The organism is Nitrospira sp. M1 (assembly GCF_965152605.1).
This window is the reverse complement of record NZ_OZ224217.1, coordinates 4,347,312-4,363,691: the sequence shown is the minus strand read 5'-3', so window position 1 is coordinate 4,363,691 and position 16,380 is coordinate 4,347,312. Positions and strand designations below refer to the sequence as shown.

At 47.1% G+C, this 16,380-nt stretch carries 16 protein-coding genes and 2 pseudogenes; 8 read left to right on the top strand and 10 right to left on the bottom strand.

Going from position 1 to position 16,380, the window contains the following annotated elements:
• The first annotated feature begins 75 nt into the window (after positions 1-75).
• The 3 genes and pseudogenes from ACWHX8_RS19630 to ACWHX8_RS19620 all read left to right on the top strand — a co-directional run bounded on the left by ACWHX8_RS19630 (position 76) and on the right by ACWHX8_RS19620 (position 1,030).
• Positions 76-294, top strand: a complete 219-nt coding sequence (locus tag ACWHX8_RS19630) for a hypothetical protein (RefSeq protein ID WP_447969830.1) — start codon at positions 76-78, stop codon at positions 292-294.
• Positions 295-526: 232 nt separating this feature from the next.
• A complete protein-coding gene (locus ACWHX8_RS19625; RefSeq protein WP_447969829.1) occupies positions 527-730 on the top strand; it encodes a hypothetical protein in 204 nt (67 codons plus the stop codon).
• Positions 708-1,030: pseudogene (locus tag ACWHX8_RS19620) on the top strand (type II toxin-antitoxin system PemK/MazF family toxin). The gene ACWHX8_RS19625 and the pseudogene ACWHX8_RS19620 overlap by 23 nt, the downstream one beginning before the upstream one ends.
• A 489-nt stretch (positions 1,031-1,519) precedes the next feature.
• Here ACWHX8_RS19620 and ACWHX8_RS19615 read toward each other — a convergent pair.
• Positions 1,520-2,560, bottom strand: a complete 1,041-nt coding sequence (locus ACWHX8_RS19615; RefSeq protein WP_447969828.1) for a hypothetical protein — start codon at positions 2,558-2,560, stop codon at positions 1,520-1,522.
• Positions 2,561-3,337: 777 nt separating this feature from the next.
• Between ACWHX8_RS19615 and ACWHX8_RS19610 the strand changes: the two genes are divergently transcribed.
• Positions 3,338-3,997, top strand: coding sequence for an outer membrane protein (locus ACWHX8_RS19610; protein ID WP_447969827.1), 660 nt, complete (start codon positions 3,338-3,340; stop codon positions 3,995-3,997).
• An 11-nt stretch (positions 3,998-4,008) separates the two neighbouring features.
• The gene (locus ACWHX8_RS19605; protein ID WP_447969826.1) at positions 4,009-4,713 is read left to right on the top strand and encodes a Slp family lipoprotein; all 705 of its coding nucleotides are present in this window, start codon (positions 4,009-4,011) and stop codon (positions 4,711-4,713) included.
• Positions 4,714-4,946: 233 nt separating this feature from the next.
• On the opposite strand, the gene ACWHX8_RS19600 is transcribed toward ACWHX8_RS19605, so the two are convergent.
• The 7 genes and pseudogenes from ACWHX8_RS19600 to ACWHX8_RS19570 form a co-directional block, all read right to left on the bottom strand.
• A complete protein-coding gene (locus ACWHX8_RS19600) occupies positions 4,947-5,501 on the bottom strand; it encodes a sugar O-acetyltransferase (RefSeq protein WP_447969825.1) in 555 nt (184 codons plus the stop codon).
• Positions 5,502-5,688: 187 nt separating this feature from the next.
• Positions 5,689-6,087, bottom strand: a complete 399-nt coding sequence (locus ACWHX8_RS19595) for a secondary thiamine-phosphate synthase enzyme YjbQ (RefSeq protein WP_447969824.1) — start codon at positions 6,085-6,087, stop codon at positions 5,689-5,691.
• A gap of 50 nt (positions 6,088-6,137) precedes the next feature.
• A complete protein-coding gene (mtgA, locus tag ACWHX8_RS19590; protein ID WP_447969823.1) occupies positions 6,138-6,920 on the bottom strand; it encodes a monofunctional biosynthetic peptidoglycan transglycosylase in 783 nt (260 codons plus the stop codon).
• Between the two features lie 575 nt (positions 6,921-7,495).
• Positions 7,496-8,014, bottom strand: a complete 519-nt coding sequence (locus ACWHX8_RS19585) for a hypothetical protein (RefSeq protein WP_447969822.1) — start codon at positions 8,012-8,014, stop codon at positions 7,496-7,498.
• 121 nt (positions 8,015-8,135) lie between these two features.
• Positions 8,136-9,728 carry a methyl-accepting chemotaxis protein gene (locus ACWHX8_RS19580; RefSeq protein WP_447969821.1) on the bottom strand — a complete coding sequence of 531 codons (1,593 nt, stop codon included), beginning with the start codon at positions 9,726-9,728 and terminating at the stop codon, positions 8,136-8,138.
• A 275-nt stretch (positions 9,729-10,003) separates the two neighbouring features.
• Positions 10,004-10,144 (bottom strand): annotated as a pseudogene (locus tag ACWHX8_RS19575) (DUF1015 domain-containing protein); the annotation flags it as partial.
• 213 nt (positions 10,145-10,357) lie between these two features.
• On the bottom strand, positions 10,358-10,765 hold the full coding sequence (locus ACWHX8_RS19570; protein ID WP_447969820.1) for a hypothetical protein: 408 nt from the start codon (positions 10,763-10,765) through the stop codon (positions 10,358-10,360).
• A 466-nt stretch (positions 10,766-11,231) separates the two neighbouring features.
• Between ACWHX8_RS19570 and ACWHX8_RS19565 the strand changes: the two genes are divergently transcribed.
• Together ACWHX8_RS19565 and ACWHX8_RS19560 are read left to right on the top strand one after the other, a co-directional pair.
• Complete coding sequence (locus tag ACWHX8_RS19565) at positions 11,232-11,483, top strand: hypothetical protein (RefSeq protein WP_447969819.1); 252 nt, start codon at positions 11,232-11,234, stop codon at positions 11,481-11,483.
• 239 nt (positions 11,484-11,722) lie between these two features.
• Positions 11,723-13,069 (top strand): hypothetical protein, encoded by a 1,347-nt coding sequence (locus ACWHX8_RS19560; protein WP_447969818.1) that lies wholly within the window; start codon positions 11,723-11,725, stop codon positions 13,067-13,069.
• 83 nt (positions 13,070-13,152) lie between these two features.
• Here the strand turns inward: ACWHX8_RS19560 and ACWHX8_RS19555 are convergent, their stop codons facing one another.
• On the bottom strand, positions 13,153-14,232 hold the full coding sequence (locus ACWHX8_RS19555) for an AI-2E family transporter (RefSeq protein WP_447969817.1): 1,080 nt from the start codon (positions 14,230-14,232) through the stop codon (positions 13,153-13,155).
• 105 nt (positions 14,233-14,337) lie between these two features.
• On the opposite strand from ACWHX8_RS19555, the gene ACWHX8_RS19550 reads away from it, so the two are divergent.
• A complete protein-coding gene (locus ACWHX8_RS19550; RefSeq protein WP_447969816.1) occupies positions 14,338-15,000 on the top strand; it encodes a hypothetical protein in 663 nt (220 codons plus the stop codon).
• 21 nt (positions 15,001-15,021) lie between these two features.
• Here ACWHX8_RS19550 and ACWHX8_RS19545 read toward each other — a convergent pair whose 3' ends face one another.
• On the bottom strand, positions 15,022-15,939 hold the full coding sequence (locus ACWHX8_RS19545) for an MlaA family lipoprotein (protein ID WP_447969815.1): 918 nt from the start codon (positions 15,937-15,939) through the stop codon (positions 15,022-15,024).
• Between the last annotated feature and the right edge of the window lie 441 nt (positions 15,940-16,380).

Here is a 16,380-nt window from a genome sequence, read left to right as displayed (position 1 = left end):
TTTTTTCTTCTTTTTAAACTATAAAACTAGACTTGACCCTAAGAAATCATTAGTACCCCTCACAACTCGCAAGACGTGTTCATAGTTCCTCTGACCAGTAAGACTACGTCACTTCTGCAGGGTGAATTTGCGTTAGCCAATTGGAAAGAGGCAGGCTTAAATGTGCCCAGTGCAGTCAAGCGTGGAGTGTATACCGTGCATGAAAGTTTGGTAGTGAAAAAGGTCGGGAAGCTTTCTGAAGCAGATGTTGTGAGTCTTGACGCATCGTTGCGGAATTGGCTGGATCTTCACTGACTGGGGTAGCGAGAACTACAAAGATAAATCCGTCGCCATTTTCCTTTTTTAAAGCGATAAAACTAGACTCGACCCCAATATAATTCATCATACTCTTGACATGGCATAAAAAGACTAAATAATCATCTAGAAGGCTCCGCTGAAGAATGGGAAAGTTGAAGAGGACGCACAAAGATCTTGCAATTTTCTCACACATAAATAGGAGCCGTAATTAAATTGTACGGAGGTCGAGATGCTAAACACTGTTCGTGCCATTATACGAGAGGGGCGAATCGAATTATTGGAGAAGGTTCAAGTCCCTGAAGGGACTGAATTGCTTGTCACCGTCTTGCCTCAGGAGGACGTCGATTTTTGGGTGAACGCAAGCCAAAGTTCGCTCGCTCAGATCTGGGACAATTCAGAGGATGATGTCTATGCCGAGCTTCTTAAAGCCTGAAGTTGTCCTTGTGCGATATCCCTTCTCTGATCTGACCGGGACCAAGGTCAGGCCCGCTGTAATCATTAGTACCCCTCACAACTCGCAAGACGTGTTCATAGTTCCTCTGACCAGTAAGACTACGTCACTTCTGCAGGGTGAATTTGCGTTAGACAATTGGACAGAGGCAGGCTTAAATGTGCTCAGTGCAGTCAAGCGTGGAGTGTATATCGGTTTGGTAGTGAAAAAGGTCGGGAAGCTTTCGATGCAGATGTTGTGAGTCTTGACGCATCGTTGCGGAATTGGCTGGATCTTCACTGACTGGGGTCGCGAGAACTACCAAAATAAATCCGTCGCCATTTTTCTTCTTTTAAAACGATAAAACTAGACTCGACCCCAATATCGACCCCAATATCATACCGCACTTCTGCAGGGTGAATTTGCATTAGCCAATTGGAAAGAGGCAGACTTAAATGTGCCCAGTGCAGTCAAGCGTAGAGTGTATACCGTGCATGAGAGTTTGGTAGTGAAAAAGGTCGGGAAGCTTTCTGATGCAGATGTTGTGAGTCTTGACGCATCGTTGCGGAATTGGTTGGATCTTCACTGACTGGGGTAGCGAGAACTACAAAAAATAAATCCGTCGCCTTTTTATTCTTTTTAAAACTATAAAGCTAGACTTGATATCCATATATAATTTTTCAATTTCCATATAACTCGTCTTCTATACCTAACGTTCCCAGTAAACAGCGAACACTCGCTGTCCTTTTGTAAAGAATGGTGCACAAGAGCGTGTCCGATTTCACTGGCTGGTCATGGTGTATTTCCTGTGAGCAAATAAAAGACATATGCCGCTGCCAGGGACGCAGAGACTGCCGCTAACCAAGACAATGTGGATGGCCATACGCGCTGAATTAATGTCGGCTCCTGGTCTCCAAGATAGATAGCAGCATTCGGTATAAATCTGCTATGTAGCCAATATAGAAAGGTAAGAAGAACTATGACGATGGCCACAAAAATGCCACGATGAAAGAGCGAGTCGATTGCCGGAATTACAACAAGCATCGCGAAGAAAATCACCTGATTAAGTGTCAGACCAAATTTCTTGTATGTGGTAACCAACCCTTTCTCAAAGGGCCTAAGACTTCTTGCAATGGCTTCCGCCTTTCCGATTACCCAGGATTCATTAATTCCTTGCACTCGTATTTCGTTTTGACCAAGCGAACTTAGCTCAACAATAACAATCTTGTTGATACCGTGAGCTTCTGCCTCTTGAATCGTTATCTTCAGGCGCCCTAGTTCTCTGGGAACATGCGCGTCTTTCTGGAAATCTTCGAAATATTTTGTAACCTCGTTTCCTCGATTGACGTACGTGACTATCGGTCGACCCATAACGAAATCCTTGCGGATTAGCTGCACCAACTCCCTAAGATCCTTTGAGTAGAGACGGATTGCACCAAGCGCAATATTTGACGAAAAGAATTGCTCCGGGATAGGCGCCGCACCTGCGGCCCGTTGGTCTGTAGGAGGTGTGTCGTGGGAGTACGCTTCAAACGTGCCCGCGGTGCCGACCCCTGAACTCCATTGACCTCGCAAGTACCCTTCGGGGGTTAGTATTGCATTTAGCTGGATTGTTCCCGCCCCGTCCCCTTCTGGTACTTGGATCGGCGTGCCGGTGAGGCGCAATGTCCCATCGAATAAACCGGTGACATTAAAAATAGTCAACCCGAATTGGGCATCCATAAGCCAAATTGTTCCGCTTATTCTAGAGCCAGAATTATCAAACTCCGCGAAAAAGTTGCCGGTATTTGTGCCGTAGATACGACCTGCCCATAGTCTTCCGAGTGTAGCCATCGCTTTCTTCTTAGAATTCACTAACCAAAAAGTATCCGAATAAGATACGGATTTTTGATTTCCTGTCCGTATAACATATCATCGCTTTTTCTAGATTTTATTTTGGGGTCATCCATTAGCCTTCCTCTCCTTCTGGAGCTCTTGCTCCAAGAAACTTTTTTATTTCTCCTCCTCCACGTATGATGGCTGAGGTTCAGACAGTTAAGACCGTTGTCTGATTGGTGTCTGCAATTGTGCCCGTCCATTAGCGTGGTTCCGAAGGCTGGGGCCTCGTTCATTGGTGGCGCCTAGCGACCCCGTTTAGAAGTATTCCTTATGCCCTTCCTGCCGTCGGGGCTGAACCGCTTGCCATTCACCCTTTCATCATCCTTCCAGGAGGTCTGCCATGCCAAAACAAGGCCGGTCGTCACGTTCAAAGCACTCTCAGGAGCACGCCCTCTCGCCGTTTAATCCTCAATTTTGGATATCAAATCTAGTTTTGTCATATGAGTGTTCGCTAAATTTCATACTTACTCTACGTATTTCGCTATTAAAATATACTTTTAAATTTGGGTAGACGGGAGAATCTTCGCAAATTCGGATTAAATGTCAAGTCACGCTACTTTTGGCCCGTCTCGACGTTTCTATCGGCTTGAAAAAGATCTGGTGAATTGGTTGTCATCGGAAAGAGAATCCGGGTATTGATCCGTTCGCGAGGTCTTTCCTACTTGCCGGTGCAGGTCAAACGGCTTTTTAATTCAATTTCCATCACGAGTGAGTTAGTTGGTATGATAGGGAATGATGATGAAGCTTGAAGCCAAGAAGTCCATCGTTCCTCTTGTGACATGGTTTGTCGTTATCAATTTTTGGATCGTTTTGTTGCTATTTCCTAATGCGGCTTTTTCGGAAAGTTATGTCGCTGGTCACATTGGAGTAAATTTTGCCGATCGTCTAGATGATGTTAATGGAACAGGAAACTTGATTGGACTGCAGGCTCAGGACTTTGATTTGAAAAATTCTCTCACCTATGGTGCCAAGGCAGGACATTTCTTCAATGATAGCTACTATGGATTGGAAGGAGAGGTCTTCCATACCAGCCCCCATATCAAAAATCTCGGCAATATACCCGGTATCCATTTTCGAGTGACCTCAGCCATGATCAATGGAATCTTGCGGTACCCCGGCCTCACCTTCCAACCGTATATTGGGTTTGGTGGGGGATTGGTCCTTGCCCACATTGATGATTCGGCAACCACGCGAAGCGAATCGGACGTGGCAGGAGGGTGGAATGCGCTCGCTGGGTTACGCATATTTCTGACCCCGACCGTTGCCCTATTTACAGAATATAAGTATACCGCAGCGACTGTGCAATTCGATGATACATTTGCCGACAATCAGGGATTTGAAGCCGATTATCGAGCCCAGCATGTTCTCATGGGATTATCCTATCATTTTTGAGGGAGGGGAACATGAGAGGTTCGTGGGTATGGTGCATGGTTTTATTGGCAGCTTTGATGGGGGCTGCAGGTTGTGCAGAGTCAGTACATCAAATTCAGCGCGATCCGATCCGAGCGGGAGTTCCCGCTCAGTTGGAAGAAGCAATTGATCAATCGATAACATTTGAAAAATTAAAAGCGGCTCCCGCCAATTTTATGGGAAAGGTGATGCGAATTGGCGGAATCGTTCTCCGTGCCAAGCGCACAAAAAATGGGACAGAAATAGAGATCTTACAGCTTCCCCTGGCCGCCCTTTCGGCTTTTGAGGAAGATCGTACAACCTCTGAGGGGCGGTTTCTGGCCGTACAGAAATCCTTTCTTGATCCGGAAACGGTTGAGCGGGATTCACGGGTTATTGTGATCGGAGAAGTGATGGGTGACGTCACCAAGCCGCTTGACGAAATCGACTACACCTACCCTCTTCTCGAAATAAAACATCTTGTGCTGTTGGATGAGAGAATGGCTTCCAATTTTCAGTATGGATCTTACTATGGTCCTGGTTATTATTATGCCCCTTATTGGGGAGGGCCGTATTATTGGAGATCACCGTATAGGTACGGTGGCTATTATCCCTATTACCCACGTGGACGATTTTTCCGAAGAGTACCCCGTCGGTCTCCGGCACCATCTCAGCCGGCTCCTCAAAACATCCCTCCGCAATTTAAGAAAAATAAGTAAGGCATCGGCTGTTGGATCCAGACAGGGGTTGATTCCATGGGCTCTCGGTTTTGCGATGAGGCTGCGTTGGTGATCGACGTCTCAGGGGGACACAGACGGCTCAGCCATGCCCACGCTGGCGAGGCTTGGCGTACTTTCCCGTCACGGCCGAAACGCCTTTTATCATGTTTATTCACATGATTCATTGCCAAGTTCATTTGAAAAGAATCGACTGACAATAAGTAGGCGACAGATTAGATTTGCCGGATCACACGACAGGGATTTCCCGCTGCGACGACGTCGGCTTGCACATCTCGGGTGACCACGCTTCCTGCACCAATGACTGCACGATCACCAATGACGACTCCAGGGCAAATGATCGCCCCGCCTCCAACCCACACATCGTTCCCAATGGTCACGGGCTTGGCGAATTCCAGGTCAGAACGCCTTTCTTGAATACTCAAAGGATGGAGGGCAGTGTAGATGTGCACGCCAGGGCCGATTAGGACATGGTTTCCGATTGTGATTGGCATGACATCGAGGAGAACGCAGTTAAAGTTGAAGTAGGCATGTGCGCCGAGGCAAATGTTGTACCCGTAGTCACAGAAGAATGGAGGAGTGACAATCGCGTCGGTTTCAGCGTGAAAGAGGGCCGAAAGCAATGCTCGGTGTTCGGACTCCGGTGCGGTTGCCGGTAAAGTATTGAGTTGTTGGCAGAGGAGTCGTGCCTGTTGCCGTTCTCTCACGAGTTCCGGATCGGTACCGTTATAGTACTCTCCCTTGAGCATTTTCTGCTTTTCAGTGGACATTGAATGCCTTGGTCTTTGCGAAATCAATCACCATAATCAATGTATTGGTCAATGGACGAATTATAGCAAGGTGGAGGTTGGAGAACATTGTAAGGGGCTTGTCTAAAGAATAATGATGATTGCTAGCATGCTTAGGATGATTGCGATGTGAAAAATCAAGCATGTGGATATGCAGAAGGGCCTTATTTTAGACCCCTGGCACGAACCCCACCACCAATTGGCGTTCCCGTGGGCCGTCTAGTTCAACGAGCAAGACGGATTGCCAGGTCCCCAAACACAACGCCCGGTTCATGACGGGTAAGGTCAACGATGCACCGATCAACGAGCCTGCCATATGTGACCAGGCATGGGAAGGATCGTGGGCATGTCGAAATCTGATTGTGGGAATAATTTCTTCGGCCACGTCGAGAAAATCTTCTTCCGTCCCTTCTCCTATTTCTCCTGTCGTGAGAGCGGCGGTGGTGTGAGCGAGAAAGACGTGACACAAACCACTTTGAACATCCTTCTCTTCAATCATGCGATTCAGTTTTGAAGTGATGTCTACAATATCTTTTAATTTTTTTGTTTTGACTTGAAACGTATCCATGATTTCCCCTTTGGTTATATCCTCCCGCAAACATCTCGATGACTCTCAGGTCAACGAGTAGACATTCGTCGCAAAATCAAATTAGTTTTCTTTTCCACATAAGATGTCGTTTCTGTTGGTTGATGGCGCAGCGGGCTGGGAATGACTGCGGCTAAGCGAGCACCTTCTTCTCTTGAGAGGCGGGAAGCTGGCTTGTGAAAGTACCGTTGTGCGGCGGCTTCAATACCAAATACACCGGGTCCCCATTCAATAATATTCAGGTAGAGTTCAAGAATCCGCTTTTTACTCAACGTTGATTCTAGCATCCAGGTGATGATGAGTTCTTTTATTTTTCGAATCGGATCCCGGGACGTTGAAAGATATAAATTCTTGGCCAATTGCTGAGTAATCGTCGAGCCGCCGCGAACGATTCGCCCTTGTTCCCAATTGGTTTCCAGAGATGCCTGAATTTCATGCCAATCGACTCCGGCATGCGAATAAAACGTTCCATCTTCCGATACCAGAATGGCCTTGCGTACGTGACGCGGGATGTTTGGGAGCGACGTCCATCGGTGATCGATTGTGAGCGTGGCGCCTTTCTCGCGGGCTTCATCGATTCGCTGCCGCATGAGTGCGGTTTCGGTGGGGTTCTCTGTGGGCAATTGCACAAGTGAGAGGAAGGGGAACGTCAGTATTTCAAATATGACAAAGAGTCCAATAACACCCAATAGCACTTTGAAAGGAAAGGTACGAAGCCACCGAAATCGATGGGCACGTGGCTTTCGGCGAGTACCGGTTTTCCAGAGAGAAACATTTGGACGGACTTTCGTGGTTCTTCGATTCGATCGCTTCATGCTATAGCCGTTCCAGTTATGCCGAATCTACAGGTCACCCATTGAATGTTGATTGCCCTTTCGTTCTTGAATCGTCAATCATGGTCAGTTATAGCCGATTCCATGAACTTCCGTACTCTTGACACGTTGGATATCGCGTTGAAAGTCCTCATGGCTTAGCTGGAGCGTATGTGGATTCGCTATAATCCTGGCGGGCATAACTTTCCTCATGTTCACGTTGTACCGCGCGGAGTTCGTTCTATTTTTCCGGTTGGAAGTTATTTGGTTTCGCTATAGTGTTCTGGACTTGATCTCACTCTCGCGACGGATGCGAGATGATGATGATGCCCTGATGAATCGGTGAACACAAGGGGTCTGGAGGTGCAGAATGGGAGAAAACAAAATACGGGATATTATTTGAGGCATGTCCCGGTCGTTATGAAGTTTGCCGTCAATGTGAACCATTTCGCCGAACGTCTAGGCTTAAGTAATGCCTAAGGCGTTCGGCGGTGTGTGATTCGGGCCAGAATGAATGTCAGCTTGCTGTCACAACATCCGGATGCAGCGTTTTGACCGCATGTGCATCTGTATCCGTGTTATTTCATAACTCGTCCACATTGTCCATTGTTACAAAATGCGGTGAATCCGGAATGACAGGTGATGCAGGTTTTGGTTGCCAGTGGTCCTTTGGCAGAGGTGATGTCTTTTCCTTCTTCCGTGTAGGCCCCATAGACAGGTGTGCCAGCTTTGTGTCCGGTCACAAAGAGAACTTTCAAGTCCTTGAGATGTAGAATGAAGTTCTCACCTTCAGCATACTTCCCTTTTCGCCCCGTATAGGCCTCCACACTCTCAGGCTTCACGAGCACTTGAGCTTTTCCCGGCCCTTCGGGTCGGATGGCACAATAGGTTGCGACGGTTTCTTGATAGATCGGCGGAAGTGCGCTCACGTCGGCATCACAGCCCGGCAGTCCGCCGACTTGACTAATGACCGTCGTCATCGGTTTCCACTTCTTCCAATCTGTCGGGAATTGAGCATCTGAAGCGAATATCTGTTGAGGAACAAATGCCATTCCCATCACGATGACCAAGGCCGTTACTGTCTTTGTTAATCGCATATATCCTCCTGTATGGCGATGTGTATGTGTCTCTCCATAATTGTTTGGGTTGTCTGTATCATGCAATGTGCCAGAGACCTGCCACTGCTTTTTCGTTGCTCACTTGCTTGCAATTGGGTGCTTATACGTGAAATTGGCGAAGTCCGTCTTTGAGTTGATCGGCGTGTTCATTGAGTTCTTCGGAAGAGTTAGAAATCATATGCATGCCTTGATCGACCTCAGTCGTTGATTCCACCACACTGTGGGCATGTGCGCGAATTCGTTCGATCATCTCCGACTGCTGTTTCGTTGCATCGGCGATTTGAGTCGTCATTTCGACAATGGAACATGTTAATGTGTTGATCTCCTCAAGGGCGTTTCCTGCACGTTCGGCTCTCGCCGCATTGCTATCCACGCTCTTTTTGGTACTTCGAATTAACGAAATCGATTGTGCGATATCGGTCTGAATCGTTGATATCACTCGTGACACTTCTCGAGTTGATGAGCTGGTTTTTTCTGAGAGCTTTCTCACTTCTTCGGCCACAACGGCAAAGCCACGACCGGCTTCTCCTGCACGCGCCGCTTCAATCGAGGCGTTGAGCGCTAACAGATTCGTTTGTTCTGCAATGTCTTCAATGACCGTATTCACGTCTCCGATTTGATGGGAGCTTTCTCCAAGTCGATCCATCGATTGACTGATTTTGCTCACTTCATCGGTGATGAGATTAATTTCGGAAATGGTTTCATTGACCACGTCATGTCCGTCTTGCACCTTCTGTAAGACGTATTGGGCATGGGTGGCAGCTCCCTCACTGTGCGAGACGATGTGTTGGACGGCCAACGCATTCGCTTCTACAGAGTGCGCGGCTTCTTTCATATTGGTGTGCTGTACTTGAACCAACGTCAGGAGTTCCGCAGATTTGTTATCCATGATCTGTGCAGAACGGCTGGATACTTCAGCATGCTGTCGTGCGGCCCCGATGGTTTCCTGGAGTTTTGCGACAAAGCCATTAAACTGACGTGCCAAGTCCCCAATTTCATTGCGGGATTCGCATGTTATGGTCGTTTGTAAATTCAGGCTCTGGGCGACGCCTATCATGCCATTGGAAACTTGAAGCAGCGTTTTTGCGAATTTTTTACTCACGAAGAATGCAATGACTCCTGCGCCCAATAGAACCGCTAATGAAATTGGTAAGGTTTCACCAAAGACCCGCCATCCTAAGCCTTTTAAGGATTGCGCGGAAAAACAGGCGACTACCATGCCGCCATTTTTCACTGGCAATGCTTGCCGAATGAAGAGAAACGATACATCTTCATTCAGGTATGTATCATTATCCCATTGATCAGGCGTAATGGCGCCCAGGGTTGAGGTAATCAATTCTGTCGACACACCCTTCGTCGCGTAACGGTGGGCAATGGGTTTCGGGGGAATGGCTTCTGCAAACAGCGTTTTCTCGGATCCTGCGCTGACGCCAGAAATATCGAGAAAGAGAAGATCTTTATGAGCGGCATAGAGATCTTGCGCAGCCTGATTGCGCAACGTCATCACATTACCGCCGTCAATACTTTTTCCCGAAAGTGTGAGAATTGGCTGGAGAGAGACGATGGCTTTTTCAGTTAAATGGCGCTTTTCGGATGATACGTCACTGAAATATTGCACCATTCCCATGCAGACAATCGGAAATACCGCGCATCCGATCGTGAGTAGTCCAATCTCAAGTTTAATACTGCGCAAGTGATGCCTACCCTTGGCTCAGAACCTGGAGTTTTTATTCGAGATCATAGTGAATCTCAGGTCATTTCTTGACACTTCATGGCCTGTGATTGAGTGGGGGAGCTCAAGCACGTGTTCTGTTTCAACTCATCATTTTTTTCTTCGGTACTGAAATTGTGAAACTTTAATGTTTTGAAGGATTTATCGACGGAAAGTTGAATGTGGCACAGTTTGCCTGTTGCTGAGGATTTCTGACTGTGAAGGTGAGGAGGGCTATGAACCTTGAGACTTCAGAATTATTCGTCGCGTACCATGTGGATAAACAGCACATCGCGGAGTTTGGGCTCAAACCAGGTGCTTTTGGGAGGCATAACCCGATTGCCATCGGATACGGCCATCAGTTCTGCCACGGTGGTGGGGTATAACCAAAAAGCGACAGCTCACAGTCCACTATCGACTCTCGCGCTCAGGTCTTGATGCCCAGTACTCCTCAGCCGAAATCAATGCAAGGGCCAGATGGTGTTCGTGTTGAATGTTGAGCAGTGCTGTTTGGAATAGAGTTAGGGTTACAGGAAGGTGCGACGTGTTCGCGTAGTTGTCATCGTAGATCTATCATATCGCGAAAAGTAATAGGACATTCACTGGCGAGATTATATGGGCTTTTCGTTCATGAGTTCAGCCTCACATTCCCATCCGTCTCCAGACAATCCATCGACGGTATCAACAATATGACTGGCCTTTACCGTTCCATCGGTCTTGATAATGGCCTGTCCTTTTTGGGTCGTCAGATCCATTTCTTGAACGCCTTCCAACGATTGGAGTGCGGTACCAACTGCGCCAAGGTACAATTCGCAATTGTTTCCGCTGAGTTTCAATGTGACGTTGGTGGGGTTGTTTGTAGACTCTACGTTTCCATCACCACACCCGACCGTTCCGACCATACAGAATACTATAGCGAGCAATGGAGAGAGTCGGGCGCAAGCCTTCTGAGTCTTCTGAAACAGTTTCCCTTTACTTCTTTTTTGTTGAGTCATGAGATTCGTCAGGGTCTTGTTCATGGTCTTATCATACCCTATACATGACGGTGAGTGAAATTATGAAAAACACGAGATATTGCCTCATAAAAACATCATGTATTATAGCCGTTTCAGTTCTACCGAATCCGTTACACGTCAAGCAACTGAATACTGATTGTATATGTGGATTCGCTATATTCCGCAAGATTTCACAAATTTTCATGATTATCGCGTATCTCAATATGTTTCATTGAGGGTGCCAAGGTACGACGGTTCACCAGGCCAAGAGCATGAACAATCATTCCCTACTTGAAACATTAGGAAGTTATGTGAAACGGCGATAACCAACAAATTCTCTTGCGTGTACTTTCTGTGTTTTCCCCCATGTTGAATTGATCGTATTTTGTCGTGTAGAACACGTATAGTTGTTCAGGCTTTGTTTGGACATTGCCCGATAATGTGCCAAGCATGAATCCAAGGTTAGTTAGGAGAGGGAAGGGTCAGAGCGATGATGTTTTATATCCGAATGTTATGGGTGATGATGATTGGGAGTAGCCTCTTACTCGCCGTACCAGGCAACACCACGATAGCAAGGGTCTTGGGCCATGCGGTAGGACACCTATTTTCTGCGTTTCTGATGGCGTCAATTCCTCTCGTGGGCTATTACCTTCTTTATAAGGAAATTGGTGAGAAGGAAGTGACTCTGATTTTTCTGGCCGCTTGGTTGTATCTGGTGATCTCACAAGCCTTGGGCTTTTAACTGCTCAGAAGGAATTTTCCAGAACTGACATGTAATGGATCGTTGCTTTCAATATTCATATGATGGGTTATCAGCTTACGGCATCCCTTTACTACTAGAAAGAACGATCTAAATGTGGTATCTATATGCTATATGTAACTACTATTAGTAGTATATGATGAAAATCTTCCTCTGGCCTTATCGAACTCTAATTTCCATCATCAGATTTCCCTTCCTTCAATCAACAAGTGAGGCGACCCATGAGTGTCTATAGAGTCCTGTATCTGAGATCCTTCCTTTTGCTTCTCATGCTGATGTGGATGGGTGGTTGTGCCGGTACGCTTGAACATGTGGATTTAGACCCCAAAACGGTTGGGTATCAAGCCCCGGTCCCGAAGGCCGGTACACGTGTTGTGGTATGGGGAAATCATTCGCTAGCAGTGGACAATGCCTCCATGTGGCTCCATCAACGGGGGCTGATTGTGCTAGATCGTACGAAGCTACAGCAAGGATTAAATGACAAAAGGGGTCGACTCACCGGCAGCTCAAAAGATTGGGCGAATATACTTGAAGCCGGGAAAAATATCGGAGCCGATCTCGTGGCATTTGTTGAAGTCTCGAATATTAAAGAGGGGCAGAAATTTACGTTGTCGCAGGTCCGGTCTGCTCCGACTTTTTCACTGACGGTGGAAGTCCGAGGTGTGAATCCCGAAACCGGCGATATTGTCACGAAATCGAAAGCGTGGCAGACTGGCCCGACAGAAAATTCAGATTTTGTCATTGAAGATTTAACGGCTCGTGCCCTCGTTGGCGCGTGGAAGTCTGGTACACCCGAATATAAAGTCTTGGCATTTGATGGAGAAGAAATTCAGGAAGACGTTGTATTAAGTCAAGAGCCTCCTCCTCAAGCGATTATCTCTCAACGCGTACCTACTCGCCAGGATGAAAAATTTACGGAAAAAGAAGAGCCTGTCTCATTCTTGAATCAGGATGCTGTCAATCAAACAGAGGTGAATCCCGAATCATCGCGTGGTCAGTATCCCGGTTCGACTATTCAGACAGGAGACGCGAGCCGTCATCAAGAGTTAGAGGGGACTGAGGCAGACAATCTTGTGGCCTCCTCTCGTCAAAATGCGGTGATTGAACTTTCGAAAAAACGTCCACCCCAACATTCTAAGAAGAGTCAAACTGTTGAGTCGACGTCTTCCGAACGCTCAGATCTTCATCGTGATGTTGATTCGACCTATTTGAGGGAAATGGAATCAGCTTCTTCTACGGAGCAATCTTCTCAGTCTGGATCGGATGATAGCGTGGGAGCGCAAATCGCGAGTGGTGCGTTGTCGATTCTCTATACTCCAGTCAAGCTTGTCTACGCAGGGCTTGGAGGAATTTTCGGCGGCTTGGCGTATGTGCTCACTGGCGGAGATGAAGCAACGGCTCATACTATCTGGACTGCCAGTGTCGATGGCGACTACTTTCTCACTCCTTCGCATTTGAGCGGAGATAGCTCCGTAGAATTTATGGGCAGCACACAAGCGAAGCCCGTGGTGAACATTCCAGAGTCAGAGAGTCCTTATGTCGCGCATTCCTCAGATGTGAAAAAATAAGGAGTGATAGAGGCTAGAGAAGGTCGTTCATGCAACCGCATGAACAGATGTCGTGTTTCCTCTGGTCTGCTTGGATGTGTCAATTATTTCAATGTCGTTCTTCTGGCAAAGAACGATTGATACGGTTTAGTCCCAGCTCCCTCAGAGTCCATGAGGATTCCCATCCAGCGTGTCGTTTCGCTTCCTTCCAACGCAATTTTAACAATCATCGTCATGGGGACAGAGAGAAGCATGCCGACGGGTCCCCACACCCAACCCCAGAACACCAGGGAGAGGAACACGACTAATGTCGAGAGGCCTAACTTCCGTCCCATGAGTTTTGGTTCGATGACATTGCCAAAAATAATATTGATGACGACATACCCGAGTGTGACGAGTAGGGCGCGAGCAAGGCCGAATTGAATATACCCCAAAAGCACGGCTGGGACAGCTGAGAGGATGGACCCGAGGTTGGGGATGTAATTGAGCAGAAAGGCCAAAAGACCCCAAACGACAGGAAAGTCGATTCCCAGGATCGCGACCCAAATGGTCACGGTGACTCCGGTTCCGAAACTCATAATGGTTTTCATGCCGAGGTAACTATTAATAGCGGTCGTTAATTTGCTGAATTGAAGGAATGCTCCCGTGGGATCGCCGAATGCGGCTTGGACTTTATATCGAAAACTCGATGCCTCGAGTAGAATAAAAATGACGGTCAAGAGAATGAGAAAGGTATTCGTCAAAATCGTGCCGAGCCCTGAGAGCATTTTGGCGACCAATCGCATTGAGGCTCCAGGATCAATGTACCGAATGATCGTCTCTTCGGATAATTGGATACCCATCGATTGTAACCACGTGATGACGGGGCCAATTTCCTCCATAAGACGGGTTTGGTATCGGGGTAACGCTTTTGAAAAGTCTTGTAGGGAGGTTCCGATCAGGGCGCCAAATGCTAAACTCAGTCCGATTGCACCCAGGACGACCAGAAAGACGGCAATCGGGCCGGGCACGTGTTTGCGTTGTAACCAGAACACGGGCGATGCACTGATAATGGCAAGCAATGCCGACACAAGCAGTGGGACCAGGATGGCCTCGGCGGCTCGCATTCCAGCAATGACAATCACAAATCCTGCGGCTGTCAGTAATATTGACCAGGCTTGAGGTTGAGTTGACTGTTCATTCATGCGTCGATTACCCAGATTGTACGCTTATATCATGACGACTTTGATCTTTTTCATGTCGTCAGGTTTCTTCAACATTTATGATGTGGGCATAGGGTTGCCAGGAACATGATTGACCGTCGTCGAATGGAACTCTCAGCTATAGCGAAACCAAATAACTTTCAACCGAATGTACATCATGTACACAGCGCAAAAACACACGTCGTACAGACGGAAGTCAATTGGAACGGCTATAGCAAGCGCTTTCAGCTGTTGTTCATGTTTCTGACAGGATTTCTACTTATAAGTTGTAGTTCGGACCCTGCTCCCAAGCTGTCGTCTCATGAGCTGCCAGTCATGCCTCATGTATCTTCAGACAGGTCCTGGATTATTGCTCCGCCACTCAAAGGTGATGAATACGGGGATTGGTATTTTCTTCGAGCGCGTGTTACCGCTCATCATATCCTCTTTTACCAACTATGTCTTCGTGATCGAAGGTCTGGAGATGATGGATGGGCATTTTATGAGAAAACGTTTGACGAAAAGCAACGTGAGTATCCGACTGTCGTGTTGAACCGGAAAGTAGATCAAAAAGCGGTGATGAAAGAATTGATTGGAATCATGTTGACAAGGGAAGATCTAGAGCAAGCAAAGCAGGAAGAGCTTATTCTTCATGTGAAAGGGGAATTCGATACCATGCGCGTTCGGATTCAGACGGCCTATGCCCGGGGATTTCTCGAATTAGTCGACGAGTATATTGGCGAGTCTTCCTCGTTGAGCCCTGCCCGGTGATTGATTGTGCTGATGTCTTGGTCAGCGTCTAATTTCCTTCAGACGTTGTTGGAGGTAGCCATTTCTGACTGCCCCATACAAATCAAGCGTCCCCTCTTCTACCCCCTGAAATTTCTCTAAATTCAGAGATCGAAGATTTATGGTTTCTCCAACTTTCATTCCAGCTTGAATGAAGGTGATTGTATCATCGTGTTGGACGAGCCGTGGCGCATCGGCAACCTCAATGATCGGGAGGACCAACCAATTAACAGGATCGAGAAACGTATCGCCAACGAAGCCTACGGCATCGCGAGTTGTGAAGGATCCCAGGAATGGTAACACAAGATAAGGACCGGGCGGAGTACCATATGCGCCTAATGTTTGTCCCATGTCCTCCAGAGGCGTTTTCATATCAAACATGATTCCTGCTGGGTCGAATAGTCCTCCAACTCCTAACGTCGAATTGACTAAAAACCTTCCCAATTCTATGCCGGCGCCTTGGAATTTGCCTTGGAAGATATTATTGAAAAACCGTGGTGCTGATCGGAGATTTTGAAATACATTGGAAATACTGCGTTGGACCTCCGTGGGCATAATGAAGTTATACCCTTTGGCTACTGGCTTTAATATATATTTGTCGAATTGATAATTAAATTCAAAGGCTAAAACATTATACGATTCCCAGGGATCGTACTCCTCAATCTTTTCGGAATCCGGTTCTTCAAACGGGTCGTATCCGAATTCATCAAACACCTCTTCTGTGTCAGATGTCAGTGGTTCAACTGTTGAAGGCGATGACTCAGACGACAGAGGTGCCAGGGCATTAGAGTCCGAAGCCATTCGTTGTTTCGTTTCTCCCGCACATCCGCCGGTACCAAGAGTCACCAGGCCTATCAGTACGACAAATAGCATTCTGTTGACTAGTGATGCGGACAGACGTTCCAAGAAATGTACCTTCATGAGATTGTTCGCCTTCTGCATGATGAATAATGGACGCTCAATGTCTGGAGTCTTCTTATCGGACAATGTGTTACAGAATTGAAGGGGGACTGTATCAAAAAAACCTTATGAATCCAATCATTTCTAGCTATGCTTTTCCTCTTTTTCACGAAAATGATATTCCTGGATTATGATTTGGAATATGTCGCGTGTCTTGTGAGTCGGGTGTCGATAAAGCCTTTCGAGAAAAGGTCTAACGCCAAGGCAATAGGCATAGGAACCGATGGACGCTGAACCGTCCGTCAGGAAATCTTCCTTCCGATCCATTTCGGCCTTACAACTTACGAGCACTATCATCGCATTGTGTTGAATTACGATAGGCTGCTGATCAATGAATCAACCATCGTTAATTTCTCTGACAAGCCTTGAATTTTTGCTGGAAAAAGACATGAATCAATCGTG

Coding starts and splice junctions, on each gene's coding strand:
- ACWHX8_RS19625 (WP_447969829.1), top strand. CDS start 527: ATGCTAAACACTGTTCGTGCCATTATACGAGAGGGGCGAATCGAATTA.
- ACWHX8_RS19615 (WP_447969828.1), bottom strand. CDS start 2,560: ATGGCTACACTCGGAAGACTATGGGCAGGTCGTATCTACGGCACAAAT.
- ACWHX8_RS19610 (WP_447969827.1), top strand. CDS start 3,338: ATGATGATGAAGCTTGAAGCCAAGAAGTCCATCGTTCCTCTTGTGACA.
- ACWHX8_RS19605 (WP_447969826.1), top strand. CDS start 4,009: ATGAGAGGTTCGTGGGTATGGTGCATGGTTTTATTGGCAGCTTTGATG.
- ACWHX8_RS19600 (WP_447969825.1), bottom strand. CDS start 5,501: ATGTCCACTGAAAAGCAGAAAATGCTCAAGGGAGAGTACTATAACGGT.
- ACWHX8_RS19595 (WP_447969824.1), bottom strand. CDS start 6,087: ATGGATACGTTTCAAGTCAAAACAAAAAAATTAAAAGATATTGTAGAC.
- mtgA (WP_447969823.1), bottom strand. CDS start 6,920: ATGAAGCGATCGAATCGAAGAACCACGAAAGTCCGTCCAAATGTTTCT.
- ACWHX8_RS19585 (WP_447969822.1), bottom strand. CDS start 8,014: ATGCGATTAACAAAGACAGTAACGGCCTTGGTCATCGTGATGGGAATG.
- ACWHX8_RS19570 (WP_447969820.1), bottom strand. CDS start 10,765: ATGAACAAGACCCTGACGAATCTCATGACTCAACAAAAAAGAAGTAAA.
- ACWHX8_RS19565 (WP_447969819.1), top strand. CDS start 11,232: ATGATGTTTTATATCCGAATGTTATGGGTGATGATGATTGGGAGTAGC.
- ACWHX8_RS19560 (WP_447969818.1), top strand. CDS start 11,723: ATGAGTGTCTATAGAGTCCTGTATCTGAGATCCTTCCTTTTGCTTCTC.
- ACWHX8_RS19555 (WP_447969817.1), bottom strand. CDS start 14,232: ATGAATGAACAGTCAACTCAACCTCAAGCCTGGTCAATATTACTGACA.
- ACWHX8_RS19550 (WP_447969816.1), top strand. CDS start 14,338: ATGATTGACCGTCGTCGAATGGAACTCTCAGCTATAGCGAAACCAAAT.
- ACWHX8_RS19545 (WP_447969815.1), bottom strand. CDS start 15,939: ATGAAGGTACATTTCTTGGAACGTCTGTCCGCATCACTAGTCAACAGA.